24 protein-coding genes are annotated in these 24,977 nt (G+C 72.4%); 7 read left to right on the top strand and 17 right to left on the bottom strand.

What is annotated here, in order from left to right; all coding sequences use genetic code 11:
* Positions 1-12: 12 nt before the first annotated feature.
* From NMQ01_RS14045 to NMQ01_RS13995, 11 genes are all read right to left on the bottom strand, one after another.
* On the bottom strand, positions 13-1,203 hold the full coding sequence (locus tag NMQ01_RS14045) for a MoxR family ATPase (RefSeq protein WP_255184522.1): 1,191 nt from the start codon (positions 1,201-1,203) through the stop codon (positions 13-15).
* 99 nt (positions 1,204-1,302) lie between these two features.
* Entirely contained in the window at positions 1,303-2,595 is a 1,293-nt protein-coding gene (mdo, locus tag NMQ01_RS14040; RefSeq protein ID WP_255184521.1) for an NDMA-dependent methanol dehydrogenase, read from the bottom strand.
* Positions 2,596-2,795: 200 nt separating this feature from the next.
* Positions 2,796-4,181, bottom strand: coding sequence for a mycofactocin biosynthesis glycosyltransferase MftF (gene mftF / locus NMQ01_RS14035; RefSeq protein ID WP_255184520.1), 1,386 nt, complete (start codon positions 4,179-4,181; stop codon positions 2,796-2,798).
* Complete coding sequence (locus NMQ01_RS14030; RefSeq protein WP_084449795.1) at positions 4,178-4,963, bottom strand: mycofactocin-coupled SDR family oxidoreductase; 786 nt, start codon at positions 4,961-4,963, stop codon at positions 4,178-4,180. The genes mftF and NMQ01_RS14030 overlap by 4 nt, the downstream gene beginning before the upstream one ends.
* A complete protein-coding gene (mftE, locus tag NMQ01_RS14025; RefSeq protein WP_255184519.1) occupies positions 4,960-5,673 on the bottom strand; it encodes a mycofactocin biosynthesis peptidyl-dipeptidase MftE in 714 nt (237 codons plus the stop codon). Before mftE ends, NMQ01_RS14030 begins: the two co-directional genes overlap by 4 nt.
* A 5-nt stretch (positions 5,674-5,678) precedes the next feature.
* A complete protein-coding gene (gene mftD, locus NMQ01_RS14020) occupies positions 5,679-6,929 on the bottom strand; it encodes a pre-mycofactocin synthase MftD (RefSeq protein ID WP_084449797.1) in 1,251 nt (416 codons plus the stop codon).
* 13 nt (positions 6,930-6,942) lie between these two features.
* Positions 6,943-8,205 carry a mycofactocin radical SAM maturase gene (gene mftC / locus NMQ01_RS14015; RefSeq protein ID WP_068328741.1) on the bottom strand — a complete coding sequence of 421 codons (1,263 nt, stop codon included), beginning with the start codon at positions 8,203-8,205 and terminating at the stop codon, positions 6,943-6,945.
* 9 nt (positions 8,206-8,214) lie between these two features.
* The gene (gene mftB, locus NMQ01_RS14010; protein WP_223277665.1) at positions 8,215-8,475 is read right to left on the bottom strand and encodes a mycofactocin biosynthesis chaperone MftB; all 261 of its coding nucleotides are present in this window, start codon (positions 8,473-8,475) and stop codon (positions 8,215-8,217) included.
* Between the two features lie 58 nt (positions 8,476-8,533).
* Positions 8,534-8,641 carry a mycofactocin precursor MftA gene (mftA, locus tag NMQ01_RS14005; RefSeq protein ID WP_082807721.1) on the bottom strand — a complete coding sequence of 36 codons (108 nt, stop codon included), beginning with the start codon at positions 8,639-8,641 and terminating at the stop codon, positions 8,534-8,536.
* Between the two features lie 115 nt (positions 8,642-8,756).
* Positions 8,757-10,415 (bottom strand): phosphoglucomutase (alpha-D-glucose-1,6-bisphosphate-dependent), encoded by a 1,659-nt coding sequence (pgm, locus tag NMQ01_RS14000; protein ID WP_255184518.1) that lies wholly within the window; start codon positions 10,413-10,415, stop codon positions 8,757-8,759.
* Between the two features lie 102 nt (positions 10,416-10,517).
* Positions 10,518-11,729 carry a transcriptional regulator gene (locus NMQ01_RS13995; protein ID WP_255184517.1) on the bottom strand — a complete coding sequence of 404 codons (1,212 nt, stop codon included), beginning with the start codon at positions 11,727-11,729 and terminating at the stop codon, positions 10,518-10,520.
* Positions 11,730-11,787: 58 nt separating this feature from the next.
* On the opposite strand from NMQ01_RS13995, the gene NMQ01_RS13990 reads away from it, so the two are divergent.
* Positions 11,788-12,330: a YbaK/EbsC family protein gene (locus NMQ01_RS13990; protein ID WP_255184516.1), complete on the top strand. Its 543-nt coding sequence runs from the start codon at positions 11,788-11,790 to the stop codon at positions 12,328-12,330.
* A gap of 30 nt (positions 12,331-12,360) precedes the next feature.
* Here the strand turns inward: NMQ01_RS13990 and NMQ01_RS13985 are convergent, their stop codons facing one another.
* The 3 genes from NMQ01_RS13985 to arsM are packed head-to-tail and all read right to left on the bottom strand — an operon-like array spanning position 12,361 to position 14,668.
* Positions 12,361-12,753 (bottom strand): arsenate reductase ArsC, encoded by a 393-nt coding sequence (locus NMQ01_RS13985; protein WP_255184515.1) that lies wholly within the window; start codon positions 12,751-12,753, stop codon positions 12,361-12,363.
* Positions 12,750-13,832, bottom strand: coding sequence for an ACR3 family arsenite efflux transporter (gene arsB, locus NMQ01_RS13980; protein ID WP_255184514.1), 1,083 nt, complete (start codon positions 13,830-13,832; stop codon positions 12,750-12,752). The genes NMQ01_RS13985 and arsB overlap by 4 nt, the downstream gene beginning before the upstream one ends.
* The gene (gene arsM / locus NMQ01_RS13975; RefSeq protein WP_255184513.1) at positions 13,829-14,668 is read right to left on the bottom strand and encodes an arsenite methyltransferase; all 840 of its coding nucleotides are present in this window, start codon (positions 14,666-14,668) and stop codon (positions 13,829-13,831) included. Before arsM ends, arsB begins: the two co-directional genes overlap by 4 nt.
* A gap of 83 nt (positions 14,669-14,751) precedes the next feature.
* Here arsM and NMQ01_RS13970 point away from each other — a divergent pair, with 83 nt between their 5' ends.
* The 5 genes from NMQ01_RS13970 to NMQ01_RS13950 all read left to right on the top strand — a co-directional run bounded on the left by NMQ01_RS13970 (position 14,752) and on the right by NMQ01_RS13950 (position 20,656).
* Complete coding sequence (locus NMQ01_RS13970) at positions 14,752-15,102, top strand: helix-turn-helix transcriptional regulator (RefSeq protein ID WP_084449803.1); 351 nt, start codon at positions 14,752-14,754, stop codon at positions 15,100-15,102.
* 56 nt (positions 15,103-15,158) lie between these two features.
* Positions 15,159-16,013 (top strand): transglutaminase family protein, encoded by an 855-nt coding sequence (locus NMQ01_RS13965; RefSeq protein ID WP_255184512.1) that lies wholly within the window; start codon positions 15,159-15,161, stop codon positions 16,011-16,013.
* A gap of 144 nt (positions 16,014-16,157) precedes the next feature.
* Positions 16,158-17,228, top strand: coding sequence for an SGNH/GDSL hydrolase family protein (locus tag NMQ01_RS13960; RefSeq protein ID WP_255184511.1), 1,071 nt, complete (start codon positions 16,158-16,160; stop codon positions 17,226-17,228).
* 96 nt (positions 17,229-17,324) lie between these two features.
* Positions 17,325-18,398 (top strand): SGNH/GDSL hydrolase family protein, encoded by a 1,074-nt coding sequence (locus NMQ01_RS13955; protein WP_255184510.1) that lies wholly within the window; start codon positions 17,325-17,327, stop codon positions 18,396-18,398.
* 143 nt (positions 18,399-18,541) lie between these two features.
* Entirely contained in the window at positions 18,542-20,656 is a 2,115-nt protein-coding gene (locus NMQ01_RS13950) for an MMPL family transporter (protein ID WP_255184509.1), read from the top strand.
* A gap of 253 nt (positions 20,657-20,909) precedes the next feature.
* On the opposite strand, the gene purB is transcribed toward NMQ01_RS13950, so the two are convergent.
* Positions 20,910-22,319 (bottom strand): adenylosuccinate lyase, encoded by a 1,410-nt coding sequence (gene purB, locus NMQ01_RS13945; protein ID WP_255184508.1) that lies wholly within the window; start codon positions 22,317-22,319, stop codon positions 20,910-20,912.
* Between the two features lie 232 nt (positions 22,320-22,551).
* Between purB and NMQ01_RS15920 the strand changes: the two genes are divergently transcribed.
* A complete protein-coding gene (locus NMQ01_RS15920; protein ID WP_303707925.1) occupies positions 22,552-23,211 on the top strand; it encodes a transglycosylase family protein in 660 nt (219 codons plus the stop codon).
* A gap of 120 nt (positions 23,212-23,331) precedes the next feature.
* On the opposite strand, the gene NMQ01_RS13935 is transcribed toward NMQ01_RS15920, so the two are convergent.
* Positions 23,332-23,838 carry a low molecular weight protein-tyrosine-phosphatase gene (locus NMQ01_RS13935; protein ID WP_255184507.1) on the bottom strand — a complete coding sequence of 169 codons (507 nt, stop codon included), beginning with the start codon at positions 23,836-23,838 and terminating at the stop codon, positions 23,332-23,334.
* A 23-nt stretch (positions 23,839-23,861) separates the two neighbouring features.
* Positions 23,862-24,899, bottom strand: coding sequence for a 2-dehydropantoate 2-reductase (locus NMQ01_RS13930; protein ID WP_255184506.1), 1,038 nt, complete (start codon positions 24,897-24,899; stop codon positions 23,862-23,864).
* Positions 24,900-24,977: the final 78 nt, after the last annotated feature.

Genomic DNA, 24,977 nt, shown 5'->3' with positions numbered 1-24,977 from the left:
GTCGCTCCCTCCTCACAGGGGGCGCTTGCGCGCGCCCCGACCGGCGAAGGAGCGGTCGCCCTGACCCGGTGTCACCTTGCGGGAGGTCCCGAGACCCCCGGGTGCTCCGTAGTAGTCGGTGTCGTGGCGGCCGGGGGCGTCCTTCGCCTTGCGGGCCTCGCGCCCGTCGACGTCGTCGTCCCCGTGGTCGGAGCCGTGGGGATGAGGGTGGTCGTGCGTGTGGTCGTGCCCGTGCCCGTGGTCGTGCCCCTCGGGGACGACGGCATTGGGGTCGACGAGCTTGGGCAGCGCCTCGCCGGCACGGCGCAGGTCGCGGTCGTACTTGACGACGACGCTCAGCGTGTCCGACAGCAGGGTCGCGTCGAGCTCGTCGACCCCGAGGACGGCGAGCGTGCGCGCCCAGTCGATGGTCTCGGAGATGCTCGGCGCCTTGCGCAGCTCGAGCTCGCGCAGGCCGCGGACGATCTCGACGAGGCGCGCGGCGAGCGCGTCCTGCAGCCCGGTCTCCTTGGAGCGCAGGATGTCCAGCTCGCGCTCGGGGCTCGGGTAGTCGAGGAAGAGGTGCAGGCAGCGGCGCTTGAGCGCGGCCGACAGGTCGCGGGTGTTGTTGGAGGTCAGCACGACGAGCGGCAGGTGCGTCGCCTCGATCGTCCCGATCTCGGGGATGGAGATCTGGAACTCGGAGAGCAGCTCGAGCAGGACCGCCTCGAGGGCCTCGTCGGCGCGGTCGACCTCGTCGATGAGCAGCACGACGGGCTCCTCGCTCGTGATCGCCTCGAGGAGCGGGCGGGCGGCGAGGAAGCGCTCGGAGAAGAAGATGCTGTCGTGCGCCGAGATCCGGTCGACGGCCTCGGTGAGGTCGGCGGCGTCGGAGACGATCTGCCCGATCTTCTCCCGCAGGATCTGCGTGTAGAGCAGCTGCTTGCCGTAGTCCCACTCGTAGAGGGCCTTCGACTCGTCCTGGCCCTCGTAGCACTGCAGGCGGATGAGGCGGCGTCCGGTCACCTCGGCGAGGCTCTGGGCCAGCTGCGTCTTGCCCACGCCGGCCGGCCCCTCGAGGAGGACCGGCTTCTCCAGGCGGGTCTGGAGGAAGACGGTGGTCGCGAGCTTGCGGTCGGCGAGGTACCCGTGCTCGCGGAACTTCTCGATGGTGTCCTCGACGCTCGCGAGGGCGGGCACGGCGTCCGTCGTGGTGGTGGACATGGCGCTCCTGTCGGTGGTTCGTCCGGGGGTGCGGCGGTCCCCCTTCGTCCTCCTACCCGGTGGGGACGAAGGGGGACCGCCGCGGCGTGGTGAGGTGCGTCAGCTGATGAGGTCGTCGAGGTCACCGGTCATGCAGTGCTCGACGACGGGGCGCACGGTCTCGAAGGTGCACTCCTTGGCGTTGCCCGGGGTGCAGGCGTCGCCGAGGACGTGGTTGGTGATGCGGTCGACGTCCGCGGCGTCACCCTTGATCTCCGGGGAGTTCTTGTAGTACTCCGTCGGCCCGGTGCCCAGGCGGTTCTTGGAGTAGCTGTCCTGGGTGACGTCGACGAAGCGCTCGGGGATGCCCACGTCGCGCAGCAGCCGGATCGACGCCTCGAGCGCGGCGTCGGCGGCCTGCACCTTGGTCATGCCGTGGGTGTCGATGCCCATGGCCTCCGCGATGTCGGCGAAGCGGCCGTAGCAGGCGGGCATGTTGAAGGCCCACACGCGCGGCAGGGCGATGGCGTTGTTGAGCCCGTGGTGCGTGTCGTAGAAGGCGCTCACCGCGTGGCTGATCGAGTGGATGATGCCGAGGCCACCGGAGTTGAAGGCCTGGGCGGCGATGTACTGGGCGTACATCATGCCCTCGCGGCCCTTGAGGTCCTGACCGTTCCAGACCGCCTCGCGCAGGTTCTCGGAGGTGAGCTTGATGGCGCGGATCGCGTTGCCGAGCGAGGGCTCGAAGTTCAGCCGCGAGACGTAGGGCTCGGAGGCGTGCGCGAGGACGTCGAACCCGCACTGGGCGGTGTAGTCGATCGGGCAGTCGTAGTAGAGCACCGGGTCGTCGACGGCGAGGCTGGCGACGGACGCGTCGTCGAAGGCGACGTACTTGTGGGGGTTGTCCGGGTCGGTCGTCGTGTCGGTGATGACGTAGGCCCACGAGGTCTCGGAGCCGGTGCCGGCCGTGGTGGAGACCGCGATGTGCGGCGGGTTCTTCGGGTTCTCGGACATGTTGAAGCCCTCGAACTCGTTGACATTGCGACCGTCGTGCGCGACGGAGATGCGCGCGCCCTTGCAGGCGTCGTGCGCGGAGCCGCCGCCGATGGAGACGAAGGAGTCGCAGGCGTTTTCCTGGTACAGCGCCACGGAGTCCATGACGTTGTAGTCCTTGGGGTTGGACTCGACCTTGTCGTAGACGACGACCTCGAGGCCGTGGTACCTCATCGACTCGACGATGTTCTTGACGATGTCCGTGCCGCGCAGGCCGGTCGTCATGACGAGCGTCTTGCGGAAGCCGAGCTTGAGGGCCTCCGGACCGATCATCTCCCAGGCGCCGGGACCCATCATGGCGCGCGGGAAGGGGTGGAACTCCTTGATCGGGAATGGCTTGAGCAGATCATCAACCTGCATGGCGGGTCTCCTTTGACCGGGGGTGAGTTGCTCTCGGAACCTAGGGCGGCGGTGCACCGGCCGGACAGTCCAGAGTCCAGATCCCCACCCCCGTGGCAGGTGCCCACCTGCCCGATCGGGCAGGGCCCTGCAGAGCGCCCGGACGTGGGTCATCGCCCCGCGGTGCCGGCTCGGCTCGTGGGGCGAAGGGAGGGCCGCCGTCAGCCGCCGGGACGGCGGGGCAGGAGGGCTCCGAGGGACCGGGCTCGCGCGGCGCCGACCCAGAGGCCGGCGCCGTAGGCGAGGTCGTCGAGGCGGCGGCTGATCGGGTCGTAGGTCGCCTCGGGGTGGTCGGTCCGGGCGACGACGACGTCGACGAGCAGCGAGGTGACGAGGGCTCGACGCACGGTGCTGCTGCGGGTCGCGGCGACGGCGGCGAGCGGCCACCAGTGGCGCAGCAGCAGCGCGGTCTCCTGCCGGACGGCCCAGCCCAGGCCCTGGGCGCCGAGGCGCACGGCGAGCTCGCGCCGCTGCGGCCCCTCGGGCAGTCGTCGGTCGAGCGAGCGCACGCCCCAGAGCAGGCCGAAGCCGGCCACGGGCAGCGACCAGCGGCGGCGGGCGAGCACGGCCGCGGCGGTGACGGCCATCGTCGCGGACATGACGGCGGGGGCGCCCTTGCGCCCGTGGCGGGCGGCGAGGCCGGCGCCGCCGGTGCCGTAGAGGAACTTGCGGCCGAGCCAGCCGCCGACGGTGGCGCGGGTGTCGTGCCAGGCGATCTCGTCGGGGTCGTAGCGCACGGTCTGGCCGGCGTCGACGAGCCGCCAGACGAGGTCGACGTCCTCGCCGACGCGCATGTCCTCGGCAAATCCGCCGGCGGCGCGCAGCCGGTCGACGCGGGCCACGAGGCAGGCGCTGGGCAGCCACCCGACGGCGGCCCCCGGCCGCACCGAGCAGGCGCGGCGCCCGAGGGCGAGCGAGGAGACCTGCTCGTCGTAGCGCTCGAACCACGCGGGGTCGTCGGCGCGGGCCCGGCTGCGCACGAGGGGCCCGACGAGCGCTACCTGGTCGTCGGCGAAGTGTCGGGCCAGCCGGCGCAGCATCGCAGCGTCGGCCTGGACGTCGGAGTCGACGAGCGCGACGAAGGGGGTCTCCACCGCGAGAACGCCGGCGTTGCGGGCCCCGGCGGGGCCGAGGTTGACGGGCAGGGAGATGACCCGCGCGCCGTGGTCGGCGGCGACCCGGGCGACCGCGTCGGGGTCGTGCGATGCATCGTCGACGACGATGCAGCGCAACCCGTCGAGGGCGTCGAGGGCTCGTGCGAGCTGCTCGGGCCGGTCGCGGATCGGGATGACGACGGTGATCTCCGACGGGTCGGGGCCGGCGCCGTGGAGCACGGGGTCGGCGAGGTTGCCGTCGACGAGGCGGGCGACGAGGGGCTCGTCGGCGGGGCCGCGCACGACGAGGCGACCGTCGACGACGCGCTCGCGGGCGGCGGCGCCCAGGCGCACGGCCCGCAGCGGGGAGCCGCCGACGAGCAGGCCGTCGTCGTAGGCCCGCACGTCGTGGCGGATCAGGGCCTCGTAGCCGGGGGCAAACCGGGCGGTCATCCGCTGAACCCCCCGTCGGCGGCGACGACGCCGCCGTTGAGCGCGGCTCCGGCGGGGGAGCAGCACAGGCTCACGGTGGCGGCGATCTCGTCGGGGTCGAGGGGGCGGCGGAGCAGCTGGTGCTCGGCGAGGTGCTCGCTCGTCGTGCCGTAGAGGGCGGCCGTCGCCGCGAGCATCGGGGTGTCGGTGCCGCCGGGGCTCACGGCGACGGCGGTGACGCCGGTGCCGACGAGGTCGGCGGCGAGCCCGCGCACCATGCCGACGACGGCGTGCTTGGCGGCGTTGTAGGCGGCGAGGTGGAAGAGGCCGCGCCCTCCGGCCGCGGAGGCGATGGCGACGAACCGGCCGCCCGAGGGGTCCGGCCCAGCGAGCATCGCGGGGACGGCGGCGGCCGCGGTGTGCCAGACGCCGAGCGCGTCGACCTGCCAGAGCAGGTCGAGCTGGTCGGTCGGTGTCTCCCAGAGGGGTTGGCCTCCGGCGACGATCCCGGCGGCGGCGACCGCGGCGTCGAGCCGCCCCCACCGCTCGACGGCGTCGACGACCGCGTCGGCCACGGCCGCGGGGTCGCGCACGTCGGCGACCCGGGTGACGACCCGGCCGCCGGCTCGCGGGTCGGCGGCGACCGACTCGAGGTCGTCGACCGTCGGCATCGGGTAGGGGTGGGCGGTGGGGCCGGCGCACGCGTCGAGCGCGAGGACGTCGTAGCCCTCCTCCGCGAGACGAAGGGCGGTCGCCGCCCCCATGCCGCGGGCGGCCCCGGTGACGAGCGCGACCCGGTTCATGACGACGGTTCCACCGTGGGCTCCAGGGCCTGCTCGACGACGTCGTCGACCATCGCGGTGAGGACCGAATTACCCTCGGCGGCGCTCGCTCCGGTCGGGTCGCCGAGCACGCCGTTGGGCGAGACGGCGATGACCCCACCGGACATCATCGCGGGCAGGATCTCGGCGAGGGGCCGGCAGTCGCCGGGCTCGGCGCGGTCGAGACGGACGGACTCGGGGCGCAGGTGGAGCAGAAGCGAGGTCTCGGTCCGCCCGGCGTGCAGGTCCACGCTCTCGGTGGCGCACGCGGCCCAGTCGACGTCGTGGCCCTCGTCGACGAGCTGCCCCACGGCGGCGGTCAGCGCCTGGCTGTTGCCGCCGTGCCCGTTGACGAGCAGCACCCGTGGGGCCCAGGTGCGGGCCGAGCGGACGAGCTCGACGACGACCTGGCGCAGGACTTCGGTGCCGATCGAGATGGTCCCGGGGAAGTGCTGGTGCTCGCCGCTCGACCCGAGCGCGACGACGGGCGCGACCCACGCCGTCGTCCCCGCGGCGGTGAGCCGCTCGGCCACGCCCTGGGCGACGGCGGTGGCGATGAGCGCGTCGGTGTCGAGCGGCAGGTGCGGGCCGTGCTGCTCGAGCGACCCGACCGGCACGACGAGGAGGTCCACCCCTTCGGCCTCCGCGGAGGCAAGGTGGGCCAGCTCGCGCGGCCGGTCGGGGGAGGGCATGCCCGTCAGCGCGTCGTCGCGGCCGCGGGCACACCGAGCTCGCGGTGGAAACCCTCGGGGACGAGCAGGTGCTCGGGGCCCAGCTCGGCGACGGAGGAGAGGGCGAGGCCGCGCAGCGCGGAGTCGACGCCGCCGTTGAGCAGGTCGAGGACGTTTTCCACCCCGGCCTGGCCGTTGGCGGCGAGCCCCCAGAGGTAGGCCCGGCCGATGAGGACGGCCTTGGCGCCGAGGGCGAGGGCCTTGACGACGTCGGAGCCGCGGCGGATGCCGCCGTCCATGACGACGTCGACCTGGTGGCCAACCCGCTGTGAGATCGGGTGGACCATGCGGATCGCGGCGGGGGTGCCGTCGAGGTTGTTGCCTCCGTGGTTGGACACCGAGATGCCGGCGACACCGACGTCGACCGCGCGCAGTGCGTCGTCGACGCGGGAGACGCCCTTGAGGACGAAGGGGGTGCCGCTGATCTGCGACCACTGCTCCCGCATCCACGCGACGTCCTGCCAGGAGGGCGGCGGCGTGGTCATCCACTCGTAGTAGGCACCGAAGAAGGTCGGCGCCTCCCCTCCGGGCGGGGTGAGGTTGGGCGCGGTGAGGTCGGGCAGCTTGCCGGTGTCGATGAACTGGCGGCCGAAGTCGACGAGCCAGCGAGGCTTCGTCGCGACCTGCGGGGCGAGCCGGATCATCGCCTTGAGGTCGACCTTCTCGGGGATCTCCGGGCTGCCCCAGTCACGGCCGATGGAGAAGGACCAGTCGAGGGTGGCGATGAGGCCCTTGGCGCCGGCCTCGTGGGCGCGGGTCATCCGCTGGATCATCGTGTCGCGGTCGCCGGTCCAGTACATCTGGAAGAAGGTCGTCGCTCCGGTGTCGCAGACCTCCTCGACGGACTTCGAGGCGAAGTTGGACAGGCCCATGATCGTGCCGCGGGCCGCGGCGGCCCGGGCGACGGCGACCTCGCCGTCGGGGTGGACCGCCTGGACGCCGGTGGGGCTGATGATGACCGGCGAGCCGATCTGCTGGCCGAAGACGGTCGTCGACTGGTCACGCTCGGGCTGCTGGCCGACGACGTGCGGAGCCAAGCCGATCTCGGCGAAGGCGCTCTGGTTGTCGTCGCGACTCTGGCCGCGCTCCGACCCGGCGACGAGTGCGCCGTAGACGGGAGCGGGCAGCTTTTTGCGGGCGCGCTCCTGGGCGACGGCGACGGACTCGAACCAGGGGTTCTGCTTCCAGGGGTTGGTGAGCCACTCGGGCTTGTTCATCGTCTCGTCCTCGTCATCGAGGGTCGAAGCCAGCGAGCGGGCTCTCGGCGCACGGCGAGACCGGACGCGGCGGGGCAGCGGTCTCCCCTTCGGGCCGGCGGCGCATGAGCTTGAGCATCACGGGCTCGTTGCGGGTGGGGTTGGCCTTGGAGTGGTCCTGGCTGGCGGCGGGCACGGTGCGCTCGCCCGAGAGGGCGGACTCGCCGTAGCCCTGGACGCACTCCGGGTCGGGGCCGTCGAGCGGCAGGCCGGTGAAGAACTTCGCGGCCATGCAGCCGCCGCGGCAGCTGTCGAAGTGGGCGCACTTCGAGCAGGCGCCACCGGTCTGAGGGGAGCGCAGCTCGCGGAAGAGCTCGGAGTCGCGCCACACCCCGCCGAAGCCGCCGTCGGTGAGCAGGTTCCCGGCGTGGAACTGGTCGTGGATCGCGAAGGGGCACGCGTAGACGTCACCGACGGGGTCGATGAGGCAGACGACGCGGCCGGCGCCGCAGAGGTTGAGCCCGGGCAGGGACTCGCCGAAGGCCGCAAGGTGGAAGAAGGAGTCGCCGGTGAGCACGTCCTCTCCGTGAGCCATGAGCCAGTCGTAGAGCACCCGCTGCTGCTCCGGCAACGGGTGCAGTTCGTCCCACACGTCGGCGCCGCGGCCCGAGGGACGCAGCCGGGTCAGGCGCAGCGTGGCGCCGTAGCGGTCGGCGATGGCCTTGAAGTCGTCGAGCTGGCTGATGTTCTGTCGGGTGCAGACGACGGAGATCTTGGCGTCACCGAACCCGGCGGCCTGCAGGTTGTCGAGGGCACGCAGCGCCATGTCGTAGGAGCCGGGGCCGCGGACGTAGTCGTTGACCTCGGCGGTCGCGCCGTCGAGGGAGATCTGTACGTCGACGTAGTCGGTCGCGGCGAGGAAGGCCGCGCGCTCGGGGGTGATCCGGGCGCCGTTCGTCGAGAACTTCACGCCCACGTCGTGGGCGACCGCGTACTCGAGCAGCTCCCAGAAGTCGGGGCGGATCGTCGGCTCACCACCGCCGATGTTGACGTAGAAGACCTGCATCCGCTGCAACTCGTCGATGACGGCCTTGCACTGCTCGGTGCTCAACTCGCGCGGGTCTCGCCGACCCGAGCTGGAGAGGCAGTGGGCGCACTCGAGGTTGCAGGCGTAGGTCAGCTCCCAGGTCAGGCAGATCGGGGCGTCGAGGCCGAACTCGAACTGCTCGACGAGCGTGCCGCCCTCGGGGCGGGCTGGTGCCTGCCGGGCCGCGGGTCGGTCGGTGGTGAGGGTCATGCTGGCTCCTCAGGAGTCGGTGCGTGGGCGGATCATGCCGTTGGCGGCAAGACCCTGCAGCGCACGCAGGTACCCGTCGTGCTGCTCCTGCGGGATGCCCTCGGCGACCAGGGTGCTCTGCACGTCCGGGTGGTCGGCGAGGTGCTCCACGACGCGGACGAGCTCCGGTCGCTTGAGGAAGGACAGCTTGCGGTTGTGGAAGTTGTAGGCCAGGGCCCCGAAGGGTTCGGGGCGAAGCGCCACGGATGCCGACAGCTCCCAGGGCCGCATCAGCATCCGTGGCGTTTCCGCGTTCATCGCGATCATCGATCTCTGGTCGAGGCGCGGATCAGTAGACGCCGCACATGCCGTCGATGGAGACCTCTTCCACGAGGTCATCGGCGACTGCGTCGACCTGAGCGTCTTGCTCGAGACCGTCGTGCTGCTCGTCTGCCATGGTGTTGTCCTTCCGACGTCGCTGTCTGGTTCGGCCCAAGTTAGTGACGTGAGAGGACGGCCGTAACTGCCCTAACGGGTAGTCCGTGGCCTGCCCGGGTCGGTCAGGCGGGTGGTCAGGCGCCGCCCAGTGCCGCGTCCACGATGGCCCTGGCGTCCGCCTGCACCTGCGCCAGGTGCTCGGGCCCGCGGAAGGACTCGGCGTAGATCTTGTAGACGTCCTCGGTGCCCGACGGGCGGGCGGCGCACCACGCCGACTCGGTGGTGACCTTGAGCCCACCGATGGCCGCGCCGTTGCCGGGGGCCTCGGTGACCTTGGCCGTGATCGCCTCTCCTGCAAGGGAGTCCGCGGAGACAGCGGCCGGGGTGAGGGCCTTGAGGGCAGCCTTCTGCTCACGGGTCGCGGGCGCGTCGACGCGGGCGTAGGCGGGCTCGCCGTGCCGCGCGACGAGGTCGGCGTAGTGCTCGCTGGGAGAGCGACCGGTGGTCGCGAGGATCTCGGAGGCGAGCAGCGCGAGGATGATCCCGTCCTTGTCGGTCGTCCACACCGACCCGTCGTGCCGCAGGAAGCTCGCCCCCGCCGACTCCTCGCCACCGAAGCCGACCGACCCGTCGAGCAGCCCGGGGACGAACCACTTGAAGCCGACCGGCACCTCCCACAGGTCCATCCCGAGGTCCGCGGCGACCCGGTCGATCATCGAGCTCGACACGAGCGTCTTGCCGATCCGCCGGCTCGACCAGCCCGGCCGCGCCCCGCCGTGCAGGTACTGGATCGCCACCGCGAGGTAGTGGTTGGGGTTCATCAGCCCGACGTCGGGGGTGACGATGCCGTGCCGGTCGGAGTCCGCGTCGTTGCCGGTCGCGATGTCGTACCGATCCCGTTGAGCGACAAGGCTGGCCATGGCCGCAGGGGAGCTGCAGTCCATCCGGATCTTGCCGTCCTTGTCGAGGGTCATGAAGCGCCACGTCGGGTCGACGAGCGGGTTGACCACCGTCAGGTCGAGGCCGTGGCGCTCGCCGATCTCGCCCCAGTAGTGCACGGCCGCGCCGCCCATCGGGTCGGCGCCGATCCGCACGCCGGCGTCCCGGATCCGTTGCAGGTCAACGACGCTCGGCAGATCGGTGACATAGGCGGCGAGGTAGTCGTGATCGGTCGCGGCGGCCCGGGCCCGGGCGAAGGGGGTCCGCCGCACCTGCCGCAGGCCGTCACGCAGGTGCGCGTTGGCCGCGTCGGCGATGGCGCTTGTGACGTCGGTGTCGGCGGGGCCACCGTGCGGCGGGTTGTACTTGAAGCCGCCGTCGCTCGGGGGGTTGTGCGAAGGGGTGACGACGATGCCGTCGGCGAGGCCGCCCCCCTTCGCCGTGAGGTCCTTGCCCCGGTTGGCGGTGAGGATCGCGTGCGAGATCGCCGGGGTCGGGGTGTAGCCGTCGCGGGAGTCGACGAGGACGGTGACGCCGCCGGCGACGAGGACCTCGAGGGCGGTGGTCCACGCCGGCTCGGAGAGGGCGTGGGTGTCGCGGCCGAGGAAGAGCGGGCCGTCGATGCCGGCTGCGCGGCGGTGGTCGACGATCGCCTGGGTGGTGGCGAGGATGTGGGCTTCGTTGAAGGACGCGGTCAGCGAGGAGCCCCGGTGCCCGCTCGTGCCGAAGGCGACCTGCTGGTCGACGTCCTCAGGGTCGGGCTGCACGGCGTAGTAGGCGGTGACGACGTGGCTGACGTCGATGAGGTCCTCGGGGAGGGCGGGCTGGCCCGCTCGGTCGGCGGCTGCGCTCATGCCCCGACGCTATCGCCCTCCCCGCTGGCTGAGGTGCGAGCGCCATTCCCCTCCCCGCTCCCTGAGGAGCTTGCGCAGCAAGCGTCTCGAAGGGAGACCTCCTCAGGGCCCGGAGATCGCCGCCAACCGCGCGGTGAGCGGCGCCGTGGCCGGGTGGCGGGCCTCGCCGAGCTCGTCGAGCGCCCGCTGGAGCACCTCGGCGTCGGCGACGACCTCGCTGTAGGCGAGCACGGCCGAGGGATCGGGGTCGGTGAGCAGGCACTCGCGGACGGCGACGGCGAGGTAGTCGGCGGTCTCGGTGAGCAGCGGCGAGCTGGTCCCGGGGACGAGGTCGCCGCCGTAGGCGTCGACGGCGGCGCGGGCATCGCTGCGACGCACCGCCGCTCGCACCGCGTCGACATCGCTCGTCACGGGCAGGTCGAGCCGATAGGGCCGGGAGGCCAGGCGGCCGCCGAGGGCGGAGCGCAGCTGGCTGACCTCGGACTTCAGGGTGCTCGTCGACACCCGCTCGTCGCCGTAGAGGTGGGCGTGCAGCTCGCCGAGCGAGAGCCCGTCGGGGTGCAGCGCGAGGATCGCGAGGATCTCGACCTGGCGGCGGGTGAGCAGCAGGCGCGATCCGTCGAGGTGGACCTCGCTCGCGCCGAGCAACCGCAGGTGCAGCCCCTGGTGCGCGGGCACGGTCAGCGTCGAGGCGAGGGACGAGGCGGGGATCGCGGTCTCGAGCAGCCGGGCGAGCGCCTGCGCGGTCGCGGCGCCGATCGGGTGGCTGCGGTCCCACGTCGTCGACAGGTCGAGGACCCCGAGCTGGGCGCCGGTCCCCGGGTCGTGCACGGGCGCGGCCCAGCAGACCCAGCTGTGCACGATCGGGGCGTAGTGCTCGGCGGCGAAGACCGTCGAGACGGAGTCGGTGCGCAGCGCGAGGTTGAGCGCATTGGTCCCGACGCTGCCCTCGTCCCACCGGCCGCCGGCGACGAAGTTGACCTGCTCGGCGGCGCTGCGCATGACCCGCCCGCCATAGGTCCACAGAATCCGGGTCTGGGGGTCGGTGACCGCGACGACGAGGTCGCCGTCCTCGGCAGCGGAGCGCAGCGCGCCCTCGAGCCGGGCGACCGCGGCCGACAGCGGTGACTCCGCGAAGAGGCTGGCGGTCTCCCCTTCGTCCGCCAGCGGAGCGGCCTCGACGGTCGCAGGCAGGTGCTCCGCGGACCGGCGCCACGACGACAGGATCTCGGGGCGCACCTGCTCGGGCGCGCTGCCCTCGCGCCAGTGCTCCCAGGCGCGCTCCAGCGTGCGTCGCCGACCCGACTCCACCATCGGCCACCTCCTCGTGGTCCCCGGTCAGGGTAGGCCGGGCGGGGCCTAGAGTCGAGGGATGAGCACCGCAGCCGGCACCCTGACCTGGACTCCGGCGGCCGAGCGCACGGATCTGCTCGCCGCGCCCGTCGCCGCCGCGATCGCGGCCGTCCCCTCGGCCCGCGTGGCCGAGATCGACCCCGGGCTGGCGGACACCGCCGACTTCTGCGAGGCCTATGCGTCGCCGCCGCAGTTCTCCGCCAACTGCGTCGTCGTCGCGGGGCGAAGGGGAGGGGAGACCCGGCATGCCGCGGTCCTCGTCCTCGCGACGGACCGGGCGGACATCAACGGCGTCGTGCGCCGGCACGTCGACGCGCGCAAGATCTCTTTCGCCCCGATGGGCGAGGCGGTGGAGATCACCGGCATGGAGTACGGCGGCATCACCCCCGTGGGGCTGCCCGAGGCGTGGCCGGTCCTCGTCGACGAGGCGGTCGTCGCTGCCGACGAGGTCGTCATCGGGTCGGGGGTGCGCGGCTCCAAGCTGCTCGTCGACGCCGCCGAGCTCGCGGCGCTGTCGAGTGCCGAGGTCCTCGCCCTGGCGCTCCCCGCCCCCGCTGGCTGAGGTGCGAGCGCCAGCGAGCCTCGAAGCCACCTACCCGAGCGACTCGAGCAGCTCCCGTACCCGGCCCTTGATCTCGTCGCGGATCGGCCGCACCGCCTCGACGCCCTGCCCGGCGGGGTCGTCGAGCTGCCAGTCCTCGTAGCGCTTGCCGGGGAAGATCGGGCAGGCGTCGCCGCACCCCATCGTGATGACGACGTCGCTGGCCTGCACGGCGTCGGTGGTCAGCACCTTGGGCCGCTCGGTGGACAGGTCGATGCCCTCCTCGAGCATCGCTGCGTGGACGGCGGGGTTGATCGAGTCGGCGGGCGCGGAGCCGGCGGAGCGCACCTCGACGGCACCTCGGGACAGGGCCCGTGTGTAGGCCGCGGCCATCTGCGAGCGGCCGGCGTTGTGCACGCAGACATAGAGGACGGAGGCGGTCATCGGGACTCCTGCAGGGACGAAGGGGAGGGGAGACGTCGGCGCAGGGCGAGGCTGACGTAGACGAGGCCGACGAGGACGGGGACCTCGATGAGCGGGCCGACGACGCCGGCGAGGGCCTGGCCGCTCGTCGCGCCGAAGGTCGCGATGGCGACGGCGATGGCCAGCTCGAAGTTGTTGCCCGCCGCGGTGAAGGCGAGCGTCGTCGTGCGCTCGTAGCCCATGCCGAGCGCCCGCCCGAGCAGATAGCCCGCGCCCCACATGAGGGCGAAGTAGGCGAGCAGCGGCAGCGCGATCCGGGCGACGTCTAGGGGCCGTGAGGTGATCGCCTCGCCCTGCAGGGCGAAGAGGACGACGATCGTGAAGAGCAACCCGTAGAGGGCCCACGGCCCGACCTTCGGCAGGAAGGTCTGCTCGTACTCCCTTCGCCCCCAACGGCGCTCGCCGATGCGTCGGGAGAGGTAACCGGCGAGCAGGGGGATGCCGAGGAAGATCATCACGGACTTCGCGATCTGCCAGGCGGAGACGTCGAGGTCGGCCTGCTCGAGGCCGAGCCAGCCGGGTAGGACCGACAGGTAGAACCAGCCGAGCCCGGCGAAGGCGACGACCTGGAAGAGCGAGTTGAGCGCCACGAGGACGGCGGCGGCGTCGCGGTCGCCGCAGGCCAGGTCGTTCCAGATGATGACCATGGCGATGCAGCGGGCGAGCCCGACGATGATCAGGCCGGTGCGGTACTCCGGCAGGTCGGGGAGGAGCAGCCAGGCGAGGGCGAACATCAGCGCCGGCCCGACGACCCAGTTGAGCAGCAGCGAGGACCCGAGCAGCCGCCGGTCGCTCGTCACGGTGTCGAGCCGGTCGTAGCGGACCTTGGCCAGCACCGGGTACATCATCACGAGCAGGCCGAGGGCGATCGGCAGTGAGATCCCGTCGACCTCGATGGCGCTCAGCAGGTCACCGAGGCCGGGGACGAGCCGGCCGAGGAGGAGTCCGGCGACCATGGCCAGCCCGATCCACGCCGGCAGCCACCGGTCGAGGGTCGACAGGCGGGCGGGCGCCTGCGCTGGTGCGGTGTCGACGCTCACTGCGGGGCGGCCTTGCTCGCGCGGACGAAGGCGCTGGCGAAGGACCCGTCGAGGGCGTCGACGACCTGCTCGAGCGTCCAGCCCTGCGGCAGTTGCCCGTCGAGCAGGTCGGCCAGGCGCACGAGCTCGGCCCGGTCGTAGGTGCGCGTCACCTCGACGGAGGCCTCCTCGAAGCCTGCGGCAGTGAGGTGCTCGACGTAGTCGACGTCGAGCAGGGCCCCCGAGATGCAGCCCGTCCACAGCCCGACGATGCCGGTGAGCTGGGCGGGGAGCTCGCGCAGCAGCACGATGTCGGCGACGGCGAAGCGTCCGCCCGGCCGCAGCACGCGGTGCGCCTCACGGATCACGGCGTCCTTGTCCGCGCTGAGGTTGATGACGCAGTTGGAGATGACGACGTCGACGCTCGCGTCATCGAGCGGGATGGCCTCGATCCGGCCACGGACGAAGCGCGCATTGGCGATGCCGGCCTCGGCCTGGTTGCGGCGGGCGAGCTCGAGCATCTCGTCAGTCATGTCGAGCCCGGTCGCGGTGCCGGTGGGGCCGACGCGGCGCGCGGAGAGCAGCACGTCGAGACCGCCGCCGGAGCCCAGGTCGAGGACGTCCTCGCCGGGGGAGAGGTCGGCGAGGGCCGTCGGGTTGCCGCACCCGAGCGAGGCTGCGAGTGCCGCGTCCGAAGGGGAGTCCGTCCCCTCGTAGAGACCGACGGTGATCGGGTCGGGTTCGCCCCCGGGGCTGGACCCGCTGCAGCACGGGCTGGCGTCTCCCGTGAGGTGGGACCGGGCGGCAGCGGCATAGCGCTCGCGCACGGCGTCGCGGGTGGGGGTCGTGGGGATCACGAGAAGCTCCTGCTTCGATGGATGTCGAATCAACTGCCGTGGCCAGCATGGCCCGTTGATTTGAGATATGTCAAGATAAGCCCGTGAGCATCCTCGAGTCGGTCCCCGGTGAGCAGGCCGTGACCTGCTGCGGGCTGGCGACCTCGCCCGTCACCGAGGCCGACGCGGCCCGTCTGGCGCCGGTCTTCAAGGCGCTCGGCGACCCGGTCCGGCTGCGCATGGTCTCGATGATCGCCGCGCAGCCCGAGCTGTGCGTCTGCGAGATCACCCCGGCCTTCGACCTGTCGTCGGGCACGATCTCGCACCACCTCAAGCTGCTGCGCGAGGCCGGGCTCGTCGACTGCGAGCGCCGCGGCACCTTCGTCTACTACTGGATCAACCCCGAGGCCCTCGGCGCCCTGTCGACCCTGCTCGCGGTCGCCCCTGCCGGCTGAGCCCCCCCGCCCCCTTCGCTTTGACGCCAGCCGCCCCGGCGCGGTCCCATGGGTCCATGACCGACCTCGCGATCGTCGACGCCGACCCCACGCCGCTCACCGCCACCGTGGGGACCAAGTTCGCCTACGGCACGACCGGAGTCCGCGAGGCGCTCCTCTCCTTCGCCGTGTCCGCTGCGCACGACATCCTCGAGGAGGAGATCCTCATCCACGCGGGTGGCAAGCAGGTCGAGGCGCGAGAGCTTGCCGGCAACCACGGCACTCGGCTGCACGTCGTCGACGAGGTGGGCGACGGCTGGCTAGAGGTGACCTATCGCGCGGTTGTCGACATCACCAGGCCGACGGGTGACCAGGTGGGGCGTGAGATCGACTTCGACCGCTGGGTCTTCACCCGCCCGAGCCGCTACGCCGAGTCGGATCGACTGGCGCCCATGGCTGCTCGGCTCTTCCCGAGCCAGTCCGGGATCGAGCGGGTCAATGCCGTCGGCGAGTGGGTCAACACGCACATGGCCTACATCTCCGGGTCGAGCCGGGGCACCGACGGCGCCGTCGACTCGATCCTCCAGGCCTCGGGAGTGTGCCGCGACTTCGCGCACGTCGTCGTCGCCCTGCTGCGGGCGCTCGGCACCCCCGCGCGGCTCGTCTCGGTCTACGCCCCGGGGCTGCAGCCGATGGACTTCCACGCCGTGGCCGAGGCCTGGGTCGACGACGCGTGGCACATCGTCGACGCGACCCGACTGGCCCCCCGCGAGGCGATGGTCCGCATCGCCACCGGCCGCGACGCGGCCGACACCGCCTTCCTCACCACGCGCGGTGGCCGTACGACCTTCAACCGTCAGGTCGTCACCGCCACGCTCACCGAGGGCCGGCTCCCGCAGGAGGACCCCTCAGCGCTCGTGCGCCTGGCCTGAGCCCAGGCCTCCGGGCGAAGGGGGCCCGCCTGCGCCTTCCCGCATCCCGAGACGCCGCGCGCCTCGTCATGCACGTCACCCGAGCCGTAGTTACCGTCGAGTAACTGCTGGTCGTCGACGACCGGCTCAGCCCGGGAGGAAGTCATGCGCGTTCGCGCTCTGTCCGTCGTCACCGCCGTCGCCGCCGTGGTGGCCACCGTCGGAGCGAGCCCCTCGAACGCCGTCCCCGGCGGCTCGGTCGAGTCGCCGCAGCACTTCGTCCAGCTCGGCGACTCCTTCTCCTCGGGCAATGGCGCGGGCAGCTACGTGGAGAAGACCTGCTGGCGCTCGCCGAACAACTACGGCGCCCGGGTCGCCCAGCTCAAGGGCGCGACCTACACCAATGCGGCATGCAGCGGCGGTGTGACCGCTGACATCCTCGAGCCGCGCGATCTCGGCTCTCCCTCGTGGCGCACGCGCACCTATCGGATCCCGGCGGGCGCGGTCGACGCCCGAGCCCAGTGGCTGGCGAAGGCGAAGGCCGACCAGTTCTGCGGCACCCCGGCCCAGTCGGACTTCTCCTACGTCTACACCATCAGCTCGAGCGCGTCGGCCGGCGACCTCTACACCGCGACGGTCCGCTGCCAGCTGCAGGCCGCACCGCAGATCAACGCGGTCGACCGTTCGACGGACGCCGTCTTCGTCACCACGGGCGGCAACGACGTGGGCTTCACCTCGATCGTCATCGACTGCCTCGTGCTGCGCGCGGCGGGAAGCTGCAAGGCGCGCATCGACGCGGCGAACGCCCAGCTGACGTCGCTGAAGCAGGAGACCAAGGAGACACTGCAGGCGGTCCACGACCGCTCCGGCGGGCGTGCGCACGTCTACCTGCTGGGCTACCCGCACCTGATCAACACCGACAACTTCCGCCTGGGCTCGACCTATGACGCAGGGAATGAGCTCTCGCGGATGCAGCTGCGCGGCGACACCCTGCAGCGGGCGGCGATGACGGAGCTGTCCCGGGCCAACGGTGGCCGGGGTGGGTTCACCTTCGTCGACGTCAAGCGTGACTGGGGTGGCTACACGCACGGGATCGACCCGCACGTCGTCGCGGACAACAGCGATGCCTGGCTCGTCCCGGTCCTCTCGCCGGGGCGCGAGCTCAAGGAGTTCGTCCACCCGACCGCCGCGGGTTGGGGTGCGAGCGCGCTGGCGCTTGCCGACGCGATGCGCTGAGTCGCTGGGGGCGGGCTCTAGCCACTGCCGGCCCGCCCCGGCGATTACTCTCGAGTCACCAGCCGCTCGACGGGGAGCGGCCACCAGGAGGTCACCATGCGCCGACGTCGTCGCACCCTGTCCATCGCCACCGCTCTCGCCGCCCTCGCGGCGGGCATCGGGACGGCCCTCCCGGCCGGTGCGGCGCCCCCTTCGCCCGACTACGTCGTGCTCGGTGACTCATACTCGGCCGGCAACGGCGCGGGCACCTACACCGAGCGCACCTGCTGGCGCTCGCCCGACAACTACGCGGCCAAGGTGGCCGCGCAGGACGGTGCGAACCTGACCAATGCCGCGTGCAGCGGTGGCGTCGTCGCCGACATCACGCAGCCGCGCGCCCTGGGGTCCCCCTTTGTGCGGACGGCGACCTACGAGGTGAGCGGCACGGCGGCCGTCCAGCAGCGCAAGTGGCTGCAGCGGGCCGAGGCCGACGCCCTGTGCGGCACGCCCGCCCAGCCGGACTGGTACTACGAGCAGACCGTCACGAGCAGCGCACCGACGGGCCGGCAGCTCACCGCGACGGTCAGCTGCCAGCTGACGGCCGCGCCCCAGGTCGAGTCGGTGACCCCGCAGACCGATGCGGTCTTCCTGACCGTCGGCGGCAACGACATCGGCTTCAGCACGATCGTCCTGCAGTGCATGGTGCTGCGCTCCCCGAGCGGCTGCCGCACGACGATGGACGCGGCCAACGCGACCCTGCCCGCGCTGAAGGACGACACGGCCGAGGCGCTCGCCGCGATCCGGGAGAAGTCGCGGGGCAATGCGCACGTCTACCTCCTCGGCTACCCCCACCTGCTCAACACCGACAGCTACGGCATCCCCGAGGCCGCACCGACCTACGATGCCGGCGCCGCGCTCGACGAGCTGCAGCGCCGCGGCGACGAGCTCCAGCGCGAAGGGGTCGCCGAGCTCGACGCGAGCGCGAAGGGTCGGGGTGGGTTCACCTTCGTCGACGTCAAGCCCGCGTGGGGCGGCATGGCGCACGGGCTCGACCCGCGCTCCGTCCCAGACAACACCCAGGCCTGGCTCGTGCCCGTCCTCGCCCCCGGGCGTGAGCTGCCCGAGTGGGTGCACCCGACGGTCGAGGGCTACACCGCCTCGGCGTCGGCGCTGAGCGCGGCCATGCGCTGAGGCGCGCCGCAGCCGCCCTTGCGCCTCCGCTCCGAACCCTGCAAAACCCTAGGGTCTTGCAGGGTTCGGAGCGCAGGACCCTGGGGTTTTGCAGGGTTGGGCCGACCGTAGAGTTGTGTCCAATGTTCGTCTAAGGTTTGGGCATGTCCTCCCTCTCGCGCCCCAGCGTGCTGCCCCGCCTCCTCGCCGGCCTCGTCATCGTGCTCTGGTTCGCCGTGGGGGCGGTGGGCGGGCCGCTCGTCGGCCAGCTGTCGAGCGTGCAGGACAACGACCAGGCCTCCTTCCTCCCGCAGTCCGCCGAGTCGACCCGCGTGGCCGAGCAGCTCCCGGACTTCGAGGCCGATTCCACGCTGCCGCTCATCGTGGCCGTGGAGGCCGAGGGTGGGCTGAGGCGTGACCAGCTCGCCGAGCTCGGCGACTGGGCCGAGCGGCTGCCGCGTCAGCAGCTGGACTCCGCGCCGGGGACGGTGGCGGACTACCTTGCCGCCCAACGGATCCCGGTGATCCCGTCGGAGGACGGCGACGCGGCGATCGTCGTCCTCAGCCTCGACGCAGCGGCCGTCGAGGAGACCGTCGACGAGACGAGCATCTCCGACCTGCTCGTCGACGACCTGCGGGGCAGCCTGGCCCCGGACGTCGACAAGGCCACGGTGGCGGTGACCGGCCCGGCGGGCTTCGCCGCCGACCTCGGCGAGGCCTTCGCCGGCATCGACGGGCTGCTGCTCCTCGTCACCCTCGCCGTCGTGCTCGTCATCCTGCTCGTCGTCTACCGCAGCCCGGTCCTCCCCTTCGTCGTGCTCCTCACGAGCATCTTCGGGCTCGCGCTCGCGGCACTGCTCATCCACCCGATGGCCGCCGCCGACTGGATCCAGCTCTCGGGCCAGAGCCAGGGCATCCTCTTCATCCTCGTCGTCGGCGCCGCGACCGACTACTCGCTGCTGCTCGTCGCGCGCTACCGCGAGGAGCTGCACGCGGCCGACCCGCTGCCGGCCCTGCGCATCGCGTGGCGCCAGACCCTGGGGCCGGTCGCGGCCAGTGGCGGCACCGTCATCGCGGGCCTGCTCTGCCTGCTCTTGTCCGACCTCGGCAACATCGCCGGCCTCGGGCCGGTCGGTGCCCTCGGCATCGCCGGGGCGATGACCGCCTCGCTCACCCTGCTCCCCGCGGCCCTCGCGCTGCTGGGCCGGGCCGCCTTCTGGCCGTCCGTGCCCCGACGCGGCACGCGCCCGCAGCACCGGCTCTGGTCCGGTGTGGCGCGTCGCGTGACGTCCCGTCCCCGCATCACCTGGGTCGTGACGACCGCCGTGCTGCTCGTCGCCGCGGCTGCGGCGCTCACCTTCCCGACCCAGGGCATCACGCAGGCACAGTTCTTCACGACCGACGTTGAGTCCGTCGACGGTCAGCGCGTCCTCGACCGGCACTTCGACGGGGGAGACCAGCGGCCCGTCCAGGTCGTCGTCCCCGACGCGGCCGTCCGCGAGGCGAAGGGGGTCCTCGCCGACCACGACGACGTCTCGGGGCAGATCCGCTCGCAGGAGTCGACGACGGGGTCGGGGTCGACCCTGCTCTCGGCAACCCTGACCGTCGGGTCCGAGTCGCCCGAGGCGCGCGACGTCGTCCGCGACCTGCGCGCCGGGCTCCACGACGTCGACCCCGACATCATCGTCGGGGGCGCGACCGCGACCGCGGTCGACACCGACGACGCGAGCATCCGCGACTACCGCGTCGTCGTGCCCGCGATCCTGCTCGTCGTCACCCTCGTGCTCATGGCCCTGCTGCGGTCGGTCGCGGCGGCGGTGCTGCTCGTCGTGGTCAACGTGCTGACCTTCGCCGCGACCCTCGGGGTCTCGGCGGTGCTCTTCACCCGCGTCCTCGACCAGCCGGGCGCCGACCCCTCGACACCCGTGCTCGGGTTCGTCTTCCTCGTCGCCCTCGCTGTCGACTACTCGATCTTCCTCATGACGCGTGCGCGGGAGGAGTCGCTGCACGTCGGGACCCGCCGTGGGGTGCGCCGGGCCGTCGCGGTCACGGGCGGGGTCATCACCAGCGCCGGCGTCGTCCTCGCCGCGACCTTCTCCGCCCTGTGGGTGATCCCGCTGCTCTTCCTCGCGCAGATCGCCTTCATCGTCGCCTTCGGCGTGCTGCTCGACACCCTCGTCACCCGCTCGGTCCTCGTGCCGGCGCTCGCCACCGACCTGGGCAACCGCATCTGGTGGCCCGGGTCCGGGCGGATGGCCGACGACGAGGAGAGGGGCTGAGGGTTCTCGCCGGCCCGCCCGCAGCGTCGTGACTCGCGGGTATGACGACCACTCGCCACGCGTGACGGCGGCCGGCTCCCGTCGTACCGGGGCTCTTCGCCCTTCGCTGGAGCCGTAGTGGTCGTCGTACCCGGGGGTCACCACGGCCCGCGCCCCAGGGTCCGCGCGGACACGCACACACCCTGCAGGACCCCAGGGTCCTGCAGGGTGTGGTGGTGGGCCCCGCCGTGTGGGTGCGTCGGGAGAGAGCAGCTCAGTCGAGCAGGTCGACCAGCTGCGGTGCGATGCCGATGTAGGTCGCCGGGGTCATCGCCGCGACCCGCTCCTCGACCTCGGCCGGCAGGCCGAGCCCGCGGACGAACTCGACGAGCTCGGGCTGGCCGATGCGCTGACCGCGGGTGAGCTCCTTGAGCCGCTCGTAGGGCTCCTCCATGCCGGGCACGCCCTGCGCGCCGAGGGCCCGCATGACCGACTGGATCGGCTCGCCGAGCACCTCCCAGTTGCCGTCGAGGTCGGCGGCCATGGCCTCGGGCACGGCGTCGAGCCCGGCGAGGCCGCGGCCGGCGTTGTCGATCGCGAGCAGCGAGTGGCCCAGGGCGGTGCCGATGTTGCGCTGCATCGAGCTGTCGGTGAGGTCGCGCTGCAGGCGCGAGGTGACGAGCGTGGAGGCGAGCACGTCGAGGAGCGCATTGCTCACCTCGAGGTTGGCCTCCGCATTTTCGAAGCGGATCGGGTTGACCTTGTGCGGCATCGTGCTCGACCCGACGGTGCCCTGACCGCGGACCTGGGCGAAGTAGCCCATCGAGATGTAGGTCCACACGTCGGTGCACAGGTTGTGCAGCACGCGGTTGAAGCGGGCGATGTCGGCGTAGACCTCGGCCTGCCAGTCGTGCGACTCGATCTGCGTCGTCAGGGGGTTCCACGTCAGGCCGAGGCCCTCGACGAAGGTGCGCGAGATCTCCAGCCAGTCGGCCTCGGGCACGGCGGCCAGGTGGGCGCCGAAGGTGCCGGTCGCGCCGTTGATCTTGCCGAGGTACTCGTCGTGCTGGATCCGCCGCAGCTGGCGCATCAGGCGGTGCGCGAGGACGGCGAGCTCCTTGCCCATCGTCGTCGGGGTCGCCGGCTGGCCGTGGGTGTGCGAGAGGAGCGGCACGTCGCGCAGGTCGACGGCCATCGCCGCGACGGCCTCGGCGAGGTCGGCGGCGCGCGGCAGCCAGACCTCCTCGACGGCCCCCTGGACCATGAGGGCGTAGGCGAGGTTGTTGATGTCCTCGCTCGTGCAGCAGAAGTGGATGAGCTCCGACAGGCCGGCGTCCTCGGGAGCCGGCGCGATCTTGCGCAGGCGCTCCTTGAGGAAGTACTCGACGGCCTTGACGTCGTGCTGGGTGACCTTCTCGGTCGCGCCGAGCTCGGCGATGTCCTCGGGGCCGAAGTCCTCGACGACCTGCCGCAGCGCCGCCTGCTCGTCCTCGGTGAGGGCGCGCACACCGGGCACGACCTGCTGCGAGGTCAGGTGGATGAGCCACTCCACCTCCACGTGCACCCGCATGCGGTTGAGCGCGGGCTCGCTCAGGTGGTCGATGAGGGGCGAGACGGCGGGCCGGTAGCGGCCGTCGAGCGCGCCGAGGGCGATCTGGGGCGTGGCGTCAGCGAGGCTCTGCATGACCCCCATCCTCCCAGAGGCGAAGGGGGTGCCCGTCACCTCGACCAGGGGCCGGGCACCCCCCTTCGTCACCCCGGGCGGAGCCGTTACCGATTTGAGATCTTCCCCCCGTCTGTGTCTACGGTGTGCGACGGCCCGGCGGGCACCGTCCGCCGGCACGACCGATGCGGTCACCTGATCGCTCGTGGCCCTCGACGGGGCCGCGTCCCGAGACGAGGAGGAGTCATCACCAATGGCCACCACCCGTCACAGCACCACCCGCCGCGCCGCCCAGGCGCTCGCCGCCGCCGGCCTGCTGACCGTGGCCGGCACCGGCACCGCCATGGCCGCCCAGGGCCCCAACGCCGGGCACGCCAGCGAGCAGGCCCAGCCCGCCGGTGAGGCGCACGGCCACACCGGCCTGCCCTCCACGCAGGGCCAGGGCGCGGAGCACGCGTCCGACCAGGCCCTCGAGCACGCCTCCGACAACAGCGCGCTGCTGCGCGAGGCACCCGCCGAGGAGACCCCGGTCGAGGAGGCACCCGTCGAGGAGGCTCCGGTCGAGACCGTCGACACGACGACGGACACGACCGCCGACACCACTACGACCGACACCACGACGGACACCGACGGCACGACCGCCGGCAGCTACCCGTCCGTGTGGGACGCGGTCGCCGAGTGCGAGTCCGGCGGTGACTGGAGCATCAACACCGGCAACGGCTACTACGGCGGGCTGCAGTTCAGCCCCGACACGTGGCTGGCCTACGGCGGCGACCAGTACGCCGCGACGGCCGACCAGGCCACGCCGGAGCAGCAGGTCGAGATCGCGCAGAAGGTCCTCGCCGAGCAGGGCCCGGGCGCCTGGCCCGTGTGCTCGGTCAAGGCGGGTCTGACCGCGACCAACGGTGCCTGAGCAGCACCGGCCCGGCGCCTGACGAGCGCCGCACACACGTGGCGGGCGTCGACTCTTCAGGGGAGTCGGCGCCCGTCGCCCATGTCTGCGTGCCGCCCTTCGAGGCTCCTGCGTCGCACCTCAGGGAGCGTCGCCCAGCTGGCCGCGGACGTGCTCGACGATGCCGTCGACCGCTGCCGAGATCTCCTCGTAGGTGCGGTCGAAGTCGCTGTCGTCGCCGTACCAGGGGTCGTCGATCGCCAGGTCGTCGCCCTTGAGCCCCGCGGGGTCGAAGGCGCGGATCATCCGGATGCCGTCCTTGGCGGCGCGATCGCCCGCGAGCCGGCGCAGCACTGTGTAGTGGCCGTGGTCGGCGGCGAGCACGAGGTCGACCTCGTCGAACCATCGCTTGTCGAAGACCCGGGCGCGGTGCCCGGAGTAGTCGCCGGTGTGACCGTGGCGGTGCATCGCGGCGATGGTGCGCGGGTCGGCGGGGTTGCCCTTCTCCCACGCGGTGGTGCCGGCCGAGTCGACGAGGACCCGCTCGCCCAGACCCGCCTGCTCGAGGGCCTCACGCAGCAGCCACTCGGCCATGGGGGAGCGGCAGATGTTGCCCGTGCACACGACGGTGACGCGGTAGGGGTCCATGGCGGCATCCTCTCCGGCGGGGGTCACAGGCCCACCGCCCGGCGCAGCTGCGCGCCCGTCCAGCGGTGCCGGTCCGGTCCGGCGGCCTCGGCCTCGCGGACGAGGTCGACGATGCGTGCGGACACCGGCGCGGCGGCGCCGTGGTCGGCACCGAGCTGGACGACGAAGCCCTGCAGCTCGTCGATCTCGGTGGGTCGCCCGGCGTCGAGGTCGTCGGCCATCGACGAGCGCGCCGTCGGCGCGACCTTGAGCGTGGCGCGGGCGAGGTTGGTGAAGACGGGGGTCGGCGAGCGCAGCAGCGTCGGCATCGCGGCGGCGGGCAGCGGCGTCATGCGCTTGGGCGTCACGCCGACGCGGCGGGCGAGGGTGAGCGCCTCGTCCTGGCAGGCGGCGAGGACGTGCCGGCAGTCGCGATCGCGCAGCTCGACGGCCAGGGGCAGCCCGGTGAGCGCGTTGACCGCGTTGTTGAGGTTGAGCAGCAGCTTGCCGAAGAGCACCGCCCGCATGTCGGGGTCGACCTCGACCCGCAGCCCGCCGCCCTGCGCGACCCGGACGAAGGGGTCGATCCGCGGGTGGTCCTTGGCCACAGGTCGGCCCGAGGTCGTCTGGGTCCAGTGCGCGTCAGCGGTGCGCACGACGTTGAAGGGCACCATGCCGGAGAGCACGAGCGGCCGTGAGGCCCGACTCGGGAAGGCGCCGGCGAGCGCCTCGTCGATCGCGCTCGCATTGCGCAGGCCGTTCTGGAAGGAGATGACGACCGAGTCGTGCTGCAGGTAGGGCGCGATCTGCTGGGTGGCCGCCGTCAGGGCGACGGTCTTCGTCGTCAGCAGGACGTAGTCGGCGCCGACGACGGCGCTCGGCTCCGTGGCCAGAGTGAGCGACTGCGGCGGGACGGTGCGGGTGCGGCCGGCGAGGTCGGTGACCGTGAGTCCCTCGCGCCCGATGGCATCGACGAGGGCCGGTCGGCCGACGAGCGTGACGTCGGCGGCCGCAGCGAGCCACCCCGCCAGGTAGCACCCGATGCTGCCGGCCCCCATGACGGCCACCTTCGTGCGCTTCACGTCGTCACTCCTTGCCCGGACGGGTCCGGCTCCGGGCCGGTGTGGCCCGATCCTAGTCACCGTGCATGTGTGACCCCG

It is taken from the genome of Janibacter sp. CX7 (genome assembly GCF_024362365.1).
Classification (GTDB): domain Bacteria; phylum Actinomycetota; class Actinomycetes; order Actinomycetales; family Dermatophilaceae; genus Janibacter.
Note: the sequence above shows the minus strand (reverse complement) of the source record. Positions and strands in the feature narration are given on the sequence as shown.

What these genes read in the sequence shown, in the direction of transcription:
- NMQ01_RS13985 (WP_255184515.1), bottom strand. Translation starts at nt 12,753, where the DNA reads ATGACCGCCTCCGTCCTCTATGTCTGCGTGCACAACGCCGGCCGCTCG.
- mdo (WP_255184521.1), bottom strand. Translation starts at nt 2,595, where the DNA reads ATGCAGGTTGATGATCTGCTCAAGCCATTCCCGATCAAGGAGTTCCAC.
- purB (WP_255184508.1), bottom strand. Translation starts at nt 22,319, where the DNA reads ATGCAGAGCCTCGCTGACGCCACGCCCCAGATCGCCCTCGGCGCGCTC.
- NMQ01_RS13965 (WP_255184512.1), top strand. Translation starts at nt 15,159, where the DNA reads ATGACCGACCTCGCGATCGTCGACGCCGACCCCACGCCGCTCACCGCC.
- NMQ01_RS15920 (WP_303707925.1), top strand. Translation starts at nt 22,552, where the DNA reads ATGGCCACCACCCGTCACAGCACCACCCGCCGCGCCGCCCAGGCGCTC.
- NMQ01_RS13935 (WP_255184507.1), bottom strand. Translation starts at nt 23,838, where the DNA reads ATGGACCCCTACCGCGTCACCGTCGTGTGCACGGGCAACATCTGCCGC.
- pgm (WP_255184518.1), bottom strand. Translation starts at nt 10,415, where the DNA reads ATGAGCGCAGCCGCCGACCGAGCGGGCCAGCCCGCCCTCCCCGAGGAC.
- mftE (WP_255184519.1), bottom strand. Translation starts at nt 5,673, where the DNA reads ATGCCCTCCCCCGACCGGCCGCGCGAGCTGGCCCACCTTGCCTCCGCG.
- mftB (WP_223277665.1), bottom strand. Translation starts at nt 8,475, where the DNA reads ATGCGGCCCTGGGAGCTGTCGGCATCCGTGGCGCTTCGCCCCGAACCC.
- mftC (WP_068328741.1), bottom strand. Translation starts at nt 8,205, where the DNA reads ATGACCCTCACCACCGACCGACCCGCGGCCCGGCAGGCACCAGCCCGC.
- mftA (WP_082807721.1), bottom strand. Translation starts at nt 8,641, where the DNA reads ATGGCAGACGAGCAGCACGACGGTCTCGAGCAAGACGCTCAGGTCGAC.
- mftD (WP_084449797.1), bottom strand. Translation starts at nt 6,929, where the DNA reads ATGAACAAGCCCGAGTGGCTCACCAACCCCTGGAAGCAGAACCCCTGG.
- NMQ01_RS14045 (WP_255184522.1), bottom strand. Translation starts at nt 1,203, where the DNA reads ATGTCCACCACCACGACGGACGCCGTGCCCGCCCTCGCGAGCGTCGAG.
- NMQ01_RS13950 (WP_255184509.1), top strand. Translation starts at nt 18,542, where the DNA reads ATGTCCTCCCTCTCGCGCCCCAGCGTGCTGCCCCGCCTCCTCGCCGGC.
- NMQ01_RS14030 (WP_084449795.1), bottom strand. Translation starts at nt 4,963, where the DNA reads ATGAACCGGGTCGCGCTCGTCACCGGGGCCGCCCGCGGCATGGGGGCG.
- NMQ01_RS13990 (WP_255184516.1), top strand. Translation starts at nt 11,788, where the DNA reads ATGAGCACCGCAGCCGGCACCCTGACCTGGACTCCGGCGGCCGAGCGC.
- NMQ01_RS13955 (WP_255184510.1), top strand. Translation starts at nt 17,325, where the DNA reads ATGCGCCGACGTCGTCGCACCCTGTCCATCGCCACCGCTCTCGCCGCC.
- NMQ01_RS13960 (WP_255184511.1), top strand. Translation starts at nt 16,158, where the DNA reads ATGCGCGTTCGCGCTCTGTCCGTCGTCACCGCCGTCGCCGCCGTGGTG.
- mftF (WP_255184520.1), bottom strand. Translation starts at nt 4,181, where the DNA reads ATGACCGCCCGGTTTGCCCCCGGCTACGAGGCCCTGATCCGCCACGAC.
- NMQ01_RS13995 (WP_255184517.1), bottom strand. Translation starts at nt 11,729, where the DNA reads ATGGTGGAGTCGGGTCGGCGACGCACGCTGGAGCGCGCCTGGGAGCAC.